The organism is Vibrio sp. S9_S30 (genome assembly GCF_014694455.1).
Lineage (GTDB): Bacteria > Pseudomonadota > Gammaproteobacteria > Enterobacterales > Vibrionaceae > Vibrio.
In genome coordinates this window covers 99,372-108,908 of record NZ_JAAUWT010000007.1, presented here as the reverse complement: position 1 = coordinate 108,908, position 9,537 = coordinate 99,372, and the positions used below count along the sequence as shown (strand labels likewise).

12 protein-coding genes are annotated in these 9,537 nt (G+C 44.0%); 11 read left to right on the top strand and 1 reads right to left on the bottom strand.

Translation table 11 applies throughout. The features are described 5' to 3' along the window. Nucleotides 1-5 precede the first annotated feature (5 nt). Nucleotides 6-989 (bottom strand): WD40 repeat domain-containing protein, encoded by a 984-nt coding sequence (locus HC752_RS10400; RefSeq protein ID WP_190335178.1) that lies wholly within the window; start codon nt 987-989, stop codon nt 6-8. A gap of 139 nt (nt 990-1,128) precedes the next feature. Between HC752_RS10400 and fkpA the strand changes: the two genes are divergently transcribed. The 11 genes from fkpA (at nt 1,129) to bfr (ending at nt 9,464) form a co-directional block, all read left to right on the top strand. After that, nucleotides 1,129-1,920, top strand: a complete 792-nt coding sequence (gene fkpA, locus HC752_RS10395; RefSeq protein ID WP_190335063.1) for an FKBP-type peptidyl-prolyl cis-trans isomerase — start codon at nt 1,129-1,131, stop codon at nt 1,918-1,920. A 220-nt stretch (nt 1,921-2,140) separates the two neighbouring features. Next, nucleotides 2,141-2,821 (top strand): helix-turn-helix transcriptional regulator, encoded by a 681-nt coding sequence (locus HC752_RS10390; RefSeq protein WP_194717343.1) that lies wholly within the window; start codon nt 2,141-2,143, stop codon nt 2,819-2,821. Then, nucleotides 2,818-3,216: a sulfurtransferase complex subunit TusD gene (tusD, locus tag HC752_RS10385; RefSeq protein ID WP_190335061.1), complete on the top strand. Its 399-nt coding sequence runs from the start codon at nt 2,818-2,820 to the stop codon at nt 3,214-3,216. The genes HC752_RS10390 and tusD overlap by 4 nt, the downstream gene beginning before the upstream one ends. Beyond that, on the top strand, nt 3,213-3,569 hold the full coding sequence (gene tusC, locus HC752_RS10380; RefSeq protein ID WP_190335060.1) for a sulfurtransferase complex subunit TusC: 357 nt from the start codon (nt 3,213-3,215) through the stop codon (nt 3,567-3,569). Before tusD ends, tusC begins: the two co-directional genes overlap by 4 nt. A gap of 9 nt (nt 3,570-3,578) precedes the next feature. Further along, entirely contained in the window at nt 3,579-3,860 is a 282-nt protein-coding gene (gene tusB / locus HC752_RS10375; protein WP_190335059.1) for a sulfurtransferase complex subunit TusB, read from the top strand. Nucleotides 3,861-4,083: 223 nt separating this feature from the next. After that, nucleotides 4,084-4,458 carry a 30S ribosomal protein S12 gene (gene rpsL, locus HC752_RS10370; protein ID WP_004399892.1) on the top strand — a complete coding sequence of 125 codons (375 nt, stop codon included), beginning with the start codon at nt 4,084-4,086 and terminating at the stop codon, nt 4,456-4,458. A 118-nt stretch (nt 4,459-4,576) separates the two neighbouring features. Then, nucleotides 4,577-5,047 carry a 30S ribosomal protein S7 gene (gene rpsG, locus HC752_RS10365; RefSeq protein WP_102523309.1) on the top strand — a complete coding sequence of 157 codons (471 nt, stop codon included), beginning with the start codon at nt 4,577-4,579 and terminating at the stop codon, nt 5,045-5,047. A 75-nt stretch (nt 5,048-5,122) separates the two neighbouring features. Further along, nucleotides 5,123-7,219 carry an elongation factor G gene (fusA, locus tag HC752_RS10360; protein ID WP_190335058.1) on the top strand — a complete coding sequence of 699 codons (2,097 nt, stop codon included), beginning with the start codon at nt 5,123-5,125 and terminating at the stop codon, nt 7,217-7,219. 119 nt (nt 7,220-7,338) lie between these two features. Further along, nucleotides 7,339-8,523, top strand: a complete 1,185-nt coding sequence (tuf, locus tag HC752_RS10355) for an elongation factor Tu (protein ID WP_190335057.1) — start codon at nt 7,339-7,341, stop codon at nt 8,521-8,523. 180 nt (nt 8,524-8,703) lie between these two features. Next, nucleotides 8,704-8,892: a (2Fe-2S)-binding protein gene (locus tag HC752_RS10350; RefSeq protein ID WP_190335056.1), complete on the top strand. Its 189-nt coding sequence runs from the start codon at nt 8,704-8,706 to the stop codon at nt 8,890-8,892. 95 nt (nt 8,893-8,987) lie between these two features. Further along, a complete protein-coding gene (gene bfr / locus HC752_RS10345) occupies nt 8,988-9,464 on the top strand; it encodes a bacterioferritin (RefSeq protein ID WP_190335055.1) in 477 nt (158 codons plus the stop codon). Nucleotides 9,465-9,537 lie beyond the last annotated feature (73 nt).

The following is a 9,537-nucleotide window of genomic DNA, read 5'->3' as shown; positions in this document are numbered from 1 at the left end:
GGTGTTTACTCAGTTTCAATCTGCCACGCTTGAGCAATACCTGCTGACGTACCAGAAATAATTCGTTGTTGTTTATCGAAGGACGCATCATACACGACAGCACGGGGAGGGCGAGCATCTTTTTGCGGTTCGACTTCCCAGTAATCAAGACGTTTTCCACTTTGCACATCCCATAATATGACTCGGCCACCAGGCGTGCCAGTCACAAGTCTCTGACCATCATCAGAAAAGCGTGCCGATGTGAATATCAATTGCCGTTGGAACGTTTTCAACTCAGATACTTTCTCCCCATTTGATAAGTCCCAGATAAATGCACCGTTAGAACCATCAGAGGTAAAAGCAAGCTTGCCATCGCGCTGCAGGGCAACCCGATTGATTCTGGAATCGTGCTCAAATTTATACAGAGCCATCCCTGTTTGGGTGTCCCATAAATACGCGATGTAGTCATTGCCTCCAGACAGAGCAAAACGACCATTTGGGGAGAGGGCCACAGAATTTACTTTTTCTCTGTGAGCAAGGAACTCAAGACGACGTCCGGTGACTAAATCCACGTAAATGGCTTTTCCATTTGATAAGCCCAGCAGAACTTGTTCACCATTGCTGGAAATGTCGATATCGCGGATAATGCCATCAGAGATAGACCAGAGTCCTTGGGCCTGTGTCCAGCCAAGATCCCAGACAGCAAAATTCTGTTGTGTTGCGGTAATGGCAAAGCGTCCGTTGTCGGCAATTCGGATGTGGGATACGGTATTGGATTGAGGATCTTGAGCGCCTAATTGGGCAAGCTCTTCATTGTTTTCAAGATCCCAAAGAAGCAATTGGTGCTCTTGAGAATAAAGTAAAGCGAAGCGTCCGTCTCGGCTCAAACCAAAACTGGTTGCGCCAGAGGGTTCAATAACCCATCGCTGATCATTTTTTTGTGTAAAGAAGCAACCATTTAACAAAAGAATAGCAATGGTTATAACCACGGAGTGAGAAACTGTTCGCATCGCTGTAGAAATCCGGTTTGTGTAAGTGGACATGAAACCAGTATATTGATACCACCACTTTTTTGCACGAAACTGTACAAGATATTTCATTGAAGTCGGAGAGGCTCTCTGACCAAGAATTTATAATTTGGAGAATTAAATGAAGCCTTTGTTTAAAGCGTCACTGCTAGCTGCAACAGTAGCTCTAGCTGTAGGTTGTCAAGAAGAAGTAAAATCAGAACCAAAAGTTGAGGAAATCACGAAAGTAGAACAATCTGCTCCAGCTGTGACCTTCCAGAACGAAGATGAAAAAGCCGCTTACTCCATTGGTGTATCATTTGCTAACTACTTAAATACAAGTATTGAAAAGCCTAAAGAAATCGGTATTGAGTTGAAAAAAGAGCTTGTACTAAAAGGTATTGAAGATGTATTTAGTGAGCAAGCCGCTCTTAATGAAGATGAAATTCGAGCGGCGTTGGAATCGTTAGATCAACGCGTTGCTAAATTAATGGAAGCACAAGCGGCAGAGAAGGCTGCGGCTGCGAAGAAAGCAGGTGATGACTTCCGTGCGGAGTTCTCTAAGCAAGAAGGTGTTTCAGCGACTGAGTCTGGGCTTCTTTACCAAGTATTGAACGCAGCTAAAGGCGATTCGCCAAAAGAAACAGATACAGTTGTTGTGCATTACACTGGTACGCTGATTGATGGTACTAAGTTTGATAGCTCATACGATCGCGATCAACCTGCAACGTTTCCTCTAAATCGAGTGATTCCAGGTTGGACTGAAGGTGTTCAATTAATGCAAGTGGGCTCTAAATACAAATTTGTTATTCCACCTGAGCTAGCATACGGTGAGCAAGACACCCCGACAATCCCAGCAAACTCAACGTTAGTCTTTGAAGTGGAACTACTTGAAATTGACGGTGGTGACGAAGCCGAAACGGCAACTAAGTAATCATTGGTCTACATAGTTAAAGAGAGCTCTTCGGAGCTCTTTTTTTTGTCTGTCTATTGGAAATAAAGGCAATGTTTGCTCTAAGTCACTAGATAGTATGGTTATCCGTGCCCGATTAAAATTTTCTGATAAACTTCTAGCAAATAATTGAAATAAATATGCACTAGGTAAGGTGAACGTGAATACATCAGATGCGATTTATGCAGATTCGCTGCTTGAGATGGAATCCATAGATGTGAAGCCATTTTCTGAGCACGATAAAATTATCCTTCGCTCATACGAAGCGGTGGTCGATGGGCTTGCCAGCTTGATTGGCGCACACTGTGAAATCGTATTGCACTCACTTGAAGATCTCAATACCTCTGCCATTAAAATTGCAAACGGAGAAAATACAGGACGTCAGGTGGGGTCGCCTATTACGGATCTTGCTTTGAAAATGCTGAAGGACATTGAAGGATCAGAACGCAATTTCTCTCGCTCTTATTTTACTCGCGCGAAGGGCGGAGTGTTGATGAAATCAATCACTATTGCTATTCGCAATGGGGACAATCGGGTCATCGGTCTTTTGTGTATCAATATCAATTTAGATGCCCCTTTCTCCCAAGTTCTGCAAGCATTTATGCCGAATGAAGAAGCGAAAGAAGCGGCGTCTTCCGTTAACTTTGCCAGCGATGTGGAAGAGCTGGTGGATCAAACAGTCGAGCGAACTATTGAAGATATTAATGCCGATAAATCTGTCTCCAATAATACGAAAAACCGTCAGATTGTTATGGATCTCTATGATAAGGGTATCTTCGACATAAAAGATGCGATTAATCGTGTTGCAGATAGACTCAATATCTCCAAGCACACGGTCTACTTGTATATTCGCCAGCGCAAGACTGAGGATGGTGAAAAGTGAATGCATCCCTCACTTATACCTTAGTGGTCAACGGTGGCGTCTATGGCACTCAGTCGGCACGACATGCTTACCAATTTGCGTCTGCATTGATTGAAAAAGGGCATACGCTCGTCAGCGTTTTCTTTTATCAAGATGGCGTATATAACGGAACACAGCTATCAGTGCCTGCGAATGATGAATTCAATCTGGCAAAAGCGTGGCAAGAATTAGCCAAGAGACATGGTGTTCGTATGGAAACATGTGTTGCAGCCGCGTTAAGGCGCGGAGTCGTCAGCCAAAATGAGGCTGAACAACACCAATTGATGCAACATAATTTAGCCAATGGCTTTGAACAAGCCGGTTTGGGAAGCTTAGCTGAAGCAATGCTTACCCAAGATAGAGTGATTCAGTTTTGAGCCAGTTAACATTTGTATTTAGAAGTTCCCCTCATGGTCATAATTCTGGGCGAGAGGGGGTCGATGCGCTTTTGGCGGCGTCGGCATATTGCGAAGATATAACGGTGTTATTCATCGGTGATGGTGTTACTCAATTACTGGCTTTGCAAGATACTTCTGACATTCTCAGCAAGGATTACGCTCCAATGTTTAAACTCTTCGATTTGTATGACATTGAAAACGTATTCGTATGCAAAGAGTCTCTTTCTGAGCGCGGTCTAAAAAATGCTGAGTTAGTTATTGATGTTGACCAACTCTCAAGAAAACAAATCACAAGTAAATTGAAGTCAGCGGGAAAAGCGTTGACTTTTTGAGAAAAGAACATGTTACACATCGTCAAGTCCCTTACTGGAATACAAGAAGCCATCCAATATGCAACGTCCCAAGATACGATCTTGCTTGTGGAGGATGCTGTCTATGCCGCAATCACGCATCACCAAGGTTTTGAAAGCCTCCTAAACAGTCAATTAGGTATATACGTGCTGATGCCTGATGTGGTTGCAAGAGGGTTGAGTGGCTGTATTGATACGGCGGTTGCTAAAGCCAGCTTCAACGATTGGGTTACGCTCACAGAAACACATGAATCCAACGTAACATGGGAATAAACCGCATTGGCATTCATTAATCCCTTCTAAAAATGCAGTAAGGCTTTGCGCTTCCCTCGAGCGTTTTTCGCGAGACAAGTTAAGTTATTAAAAAAGATCTGTATATTTCTTGACACTCACACCACTGCTGCATAGAATTTTGCGTCCCCAATTGTACATAGGTGCATTTTGGGGATATAGATTTTTCACAAAGCTTACTTTCAAGTAATTCAGGAGCTAGTTAATGGCAACTATTAACCAGTTGGTACGTAAGCCTCGTGCAAAGCAAGTTGTTAAAAGCAACGTGCCTGCACTAGAAGCGTGCCCACAAAAACGTGGTGTATGTACTCGTGTTTACACTACTACACCTAAAAAACCTAACTCAGCACTTCGTAAAGTATGTCGTGTTCGTCTAACGAACGGCTTCGAAGTGACTTCGTACATCGGTGGTGAAGGTCACAACCTTCAGGAGCACTCAGTTGTTCTAATCCGTGGTGGTCGTGTTAAAGACCTTCCAGGTGTACGTTACCACACTGTTCGCGGTGCACTTGACTGTGCTGGCGTAAACGACCGTAAGCAAGGTCGTTCTAAGTATGGTGTGAAGCGTCCTAAGTCTTAATGCCCCTTTTCTGTAAACAGAAAGGCGTTAAGTAAGGCCAAACACTAAATTTTCATTTTTATTTTTTGAAGAAACTGAAAAGTTTTGGATAACCTGAAGAAGACAACGGAGAATATCCATGCCACGTCGTCGCGTAATTGGTCAGCGTAAGATCCTTCCAGATCCTAAGTTCAAATCTGAATTGCTGGCAAAGTTCGTTAACATCCTTATGGTTGACGGAAAGAAATCTACTGCAGAGAAAATCGTTTATACTGCACTAGAAGTAATGGCTGAGAAATCTGGTAAAGATCACTTAGCTGTATTTGAAGAAGCTCTTGAAAATGTTCGTCCAGCGGTAGAAGTTAAATCTCGCCGTGTGGGTGGTTCAACTTACCAAGTACCTGTAGAAGTTCGTCCGGTTCGCCGTAACGCTCTTGCTATGCGTTGGGTAGTTGAAGCTGCGCGTAAGCGTGGTGAAAAATCTATGGCTCAACGCCTAGCTGCAGAAATGCTAGACGCGTCTGAGAACAAAGGTACTGCGGTTAAGAAACGTGAAGACGTTCACCGCATGGCTGACGCAAACAAAGCGTTCGCTCATTACCGCTGGTAATACCTTCTGTGCTGCGAAGTTCTCTCGCAGCACTTTTCTATTTTCTAAGGTGAACCTTAGTAAGAGGATACAATCGTGGCTCGTAAAACTCCTATTGAGCGCTACCGTAATATCGGTATCTGTGCTCATGTAGATGCAGGAAAAACAACCACAACTGAGCGTATTCTGTTCTACACTGGCCTTTCTCACAAAATCGGCGAAGTTCACGATGGTGCAGCAACCATGGACTGGATGGAACAGGAGCAGGAGCGTGGTATCACCATCACCTCAGCTGCAACTACTACCTTCTGGCGTGGTATGGAAGCACAGTTCCAAGATCATCGCGTAAACATCATTGATACCCCAGGACACGTAGACTTTACTATTGAAGTAGAGCGCTCTCTCCGTGTACTTGACGGTGCAGTGGTTGTGTTCTGTGGCGCATCAGGTGTTGAACCTCAGTCCGAAACTGTATGGCGTCAAGCTGATAAATACCGAGTTCCACGTATGGTATTTGTAAATAAAATGGACCGTACAGGTGCAGACTTCCTACGCGTTGTAAATCAAATTAAAGATCGTCTTGGTGCGAACCCAGTTCCTATCCAATTAAGCATTGGTGCAGAAGATGAGTTCAGAGGTGTCATCGACCTTATCAAGATGAAAGCCATCAACTGGAATGAAGCCGATCAAGGCATGACGTTTTCATACGAAGACATTCCAGCTGACATGCAAGAACTTGCTGAAGAGTGGCATGCAAACCTTGTTGAAGCCGCAGCTGAAGCAAGCGAAGAGTTAATGGATAAATATCTTGAAGACGGCGAATTAACAGAAGTCGAAATCAAGGGCGCGTTACGTGCTCGTACACTAAACAACGAAATCGTACTGGCGACATGCGGCAGTGCGTTCAAAAATAAAGGTGTGCAAGCCGTATTAGATGCAGTCATAGAGTTCCTACCTTCGCCTGTTGACGTACCTGCAATCAAAGGAATTGACGACGATGAAAATGAAGTTGAGCGTCATGCTGACGACAACGAACCATTTTCTGCTCTCGCGTTTAAGATTGCAACAGACCCATTTGTCGGCACATTGACATTCATGCGTGTTTACTCTGGTGTTGTGAACACTGGTGACAGCGTCTATAACTCCGTTAAGCAAAAGCGTGAACGTTTCGGTCGTATTGTACAGATGCACTCAAACAAGCGTGAAGAGATTAAAGAAATTCGCGCAGGTGATATTGCTGCTGCCGTTGGTCTAAAAGATGTAACAACAGGTGACACGCTGTGTAATCAAGATCATAAATTGATTCTTGAGCGCATGGAATTCCCTGAGCCAGTCATTCAGATTGCTGTTGAGCCTCGTTCTCAAGCCGATCAGGAAAAAATGGGTATTGCGTTAGGTAAACTGGCTGCAGAAGATCCCTCTTTCCGTGTTGAAACTGACGACGAAACGGGTCAAGTGCTGATTTCCGGTATGGGTGAACTCCACTTAGAAATCATTGTTGATCGTATGAAGCGCGAATTCAGTGTGGATTGCAATGTGGGTAAACCACAAGTTGCTTACCGTGAAACCATCCGCGGTAGCACAGAAGTTGAAGGCAAATTTGTCCGCCAGTCAGGTGGTAGAGGTCAATACGGTCACGTATGGCTGAAGCTAGAACCTGCAGAAGTTGGGGACGGTTTTGTTTTTGTAGATGAGATCGTTGGTGGTGCTGTTCCTAAGGAATACATCAGCTCCGTATCGAAAGGTATCGAGGAGCAAATGAACAACGGTGTGTTGGCTGGTTATCCGGTTTTGGATGTTAAAGCAACACTTTTCGATGGTTCATACCACGATGTCGACTCAAGTGAGATGGCGTTTAAAATCGCTGGCTCCATGGCCTTTAGGAACGGTGCGCTTGAAGCTCAACCTGTTCTTTTAGAGCCGATGATGAAGGTTGAAGTAACGACTCCAGAAGACTGGATGGGTGATGTGGTAGGCGATCTTAACCGTCGTCGTGGCATCATTGAAGGCATGGACGAGGGGACAGCTGGCCTGAAGATAATTCGTGCACAAGTTCCGTTGTCAGCTATGTTCGGGTACGCAACTGACTTGCGCTCTGCGACACAAGGTCGTGCTTCTTACTCTATGGAGTTTAGTGAGTACGCTGAAGTGCCTAAAAATGTTGCTGAAGCAATTATTTCAGAGCGTGGATAATCGTTATTTGATTAATAACGAATCTATTGCGCTGACGCAAGTTGACGCATAAAATAGCAAATTCTGGCGCACCTTGGAGCAGATTTCAGGGTGAATCATAACTAGGAAGGAACACGATCGTGTCTAAAGAAAAATTTGAACGTACGAAACCGCACGTAAACGTTGGTACTATCGGCCACGTTGACCACGGTAAAACAACTCTAACTGCTGCAATCTGTACTACTCTAGCTAAAGTGTACGGCGGTGAAGCGAAAGACTTCGCATCAATCGATAACGCTCCAGAAGAGCGTGAGCGCGGTATCACAATCGCAACGTCTCACGTTGAGTACGACACTCCGTCACGTCACTACGCACACGTAGACTGCCCAGGACACGCTGACTATGTTAAAAACATGATCACAGGTGCTGCGCAAATGGACGGTGGTATCCTAGTTGTTGCGGCGACTGATGGTCCAATGCCACAAACTCGTGAGCACATCCTACTAGGTCGTCAGGTTGGTATCCCTTACATCATCGTATTCATGAACAAGTGTGACATGGTTGACGATGAAGAGCTTCTAGAGCTAGTAGAAATGGAAGTACGTGAGCTTCTATCAGAATACGACTTCCCAGGTGATGACCTACCAGTAATCCAAGGTTCAGCTCTTGGCGCTCTAAACGGCGAAAAAGAGTGGGAAGACAAGATCATTGAGCTTGCAGAAGCACTAGATTCTTACATTCCAGAGCCAGAGCGTGCTGTAGACCAGCCGTTCCTACTACCAATCGAAGACGTATTCTCTATCCAGGGTCGTGGTACGGTTGTAACAGGTCGTATCGAGCGCGGTATCCTAAATGTGGGTAACGAAGTCGAAATCATTGGTATCAAAGACACAATTACGACGACATGTACGGGTGTTGAAATGTTCCGTAAGCTGCTTGATGAAGGTCGTGCAGGAGAGAACGTTGGTGCACTTCTACGTGGTACTAAGCGTGAAGAAGTAGAGCGTGGTCAAGTACTAGCGGCTCCAGGTTCAATCAACCCGCACACTAAGTTCGAGTCAGAAGTTTACGTCCTGTCTAAAGACGAAGGTGGTCGCCACACTCCATTCTTCAAAGGTTACCGTCCACAGTTTTACTTCCGTACAACGGACGTAACGGGTGATATCACACTTCCAGAAGGTGTTGAAATGGTAATGCCAGGTGACAACGTTCAAATGACAGTCACTTTGATTGCTCCAATTGCAATGGACGAAGGTCTACGTTTCGCTATCCGTGAAGGTGGCCGTACTGTAGGTGCTGGTGTTGTTGCGAAAATCTTTGAATAAGATTTTGCGATAATCGTATCTTAAAAAGGAGCTTTGGCTCCTTTTTTTATTCCCATTTCAAATGCTTCTTTAGCTGCTATGTCCTATATAACCGATCATTCTAAGTAGAATATCAATAAGATTGGCAATGTTAACCATTCTCGTTTATATTTCTAATTGTAAATGGATTGGATGTAGAAAATGTATGTATGTCTTTGCCACGGTGTATCCGATAAAAAAATCAGGAAGCTTGTTCTCGAAGAAGGAGTGACTGACATTAAAGGAATTAGGCACTGTACGCCTCTCGGATCTCAATGTGGAAAGTGCATAAAAAGTGCCAAGGAGATTCTTCACGACACCGTATCAACATTATTCAAGCAAGTCGGTTAGTGCTCAATATTTGAGACTGCCCTAAAACTAAAATAGCTTTGACACCTTCGAGATTACTTCTAAAGTTATAGAAGTCGATCAAGGAGGGTTTTGTCATGAAAGGTGATGCAGAAATTATTCAGCACCTTAATATTGTTTTAGGGAACGAGCTAGTAGCGATTAACCAATACTTTTTACATTCAAGAATGTACAAAGATTGGGGGCTGAAGCATTTAGCAGATAAAGAATACGAAGAATCGATTGATGAGATGAAGCATGCCGATCATCTTATAGAGCGAATCCTGTTTCTAGAAGGCTTACCTAACCTTCAAGATTTGGGGAAGCTTATGGTGGGTGAAGACACAAAAGAAATGCTTGAATGTGATCTTAAAATCGAAATGTCGGCTATTTCGGATTTGAAAGACGCGATTGCGTATGCTGAAAGTGTCCGTGACTTTGTGTCTAGAGATTTGTTCCAAGCTATCTTAGAGGACGAAGAAGAGCATGTTGATTGGTTGGAAACACAGCTAGGGCTCATCGAGAAAGTCGGTATTGAGAATTATCAACAAGCGCAATTTGTTGATGAGAATTAAATAGAATTGAAAGCCGAAGCAGTCTATTTATAATGCTTCGGCTTTTTGTTGCTTAAAAACTTCCCGTTTATTT

Bases quoted from the DNA above. Each gene is read 5' to 3' on its own strand.
- bfr (WP_190335055.1), top strand. From the start codon at position 8,988: ATGAAAGGTGATGCAGAAATTATTCAGCACCTTAATATTGTTTTAGGG.
- tusB (WP_190335059.1), top strand. From the start codon at position 3,579: ATGTTACACATCGTCAAGTCCCTTACTGGAATACAAGAAGCCATCCAA.
- HC752_RS10400 (WP_190335178.1), bottom strand. From the start codon at position 989: ATGCGAACAGTTTCTCACTCCGTGGTTATAACCATTGCTATTCTTTTG.
- HC752_RS10350 (WP_190335056.1), top strand. From the start codon at position 8,704: ATGTATGTATGTCTTTGCCACGGTGTATCCGATAAAAAAATCAGGAAG.
- rpsG (WP_102523309.1), top strand. From the start codon at position 4,577: ATGCCACGTCGTCGCGTAATTGGTCAGCGTAAGATCCTTCCAGATCCT.
- rpsL (WP_004399892.1), top strand. From the start codon at position 4,084: ATGGCAACTATTAACCAGTTGGTACGTAAGCCTCGTGCAAAGCAAGTT.
- HC752_RS10390 (WP_194717343.1), top strand. From the start codon at position 2,141: ATGGAATCCATAGATGTGAAGCCATTTTCTGAGCACGATAAAATTATC.
- fkpA (WP_190335063.1), top strand. From the start codon at position 1,129: ATGAAGCCTTTGTTTAAAGCGTCACTGCTAGCTGCAACAGTAGCTCTA.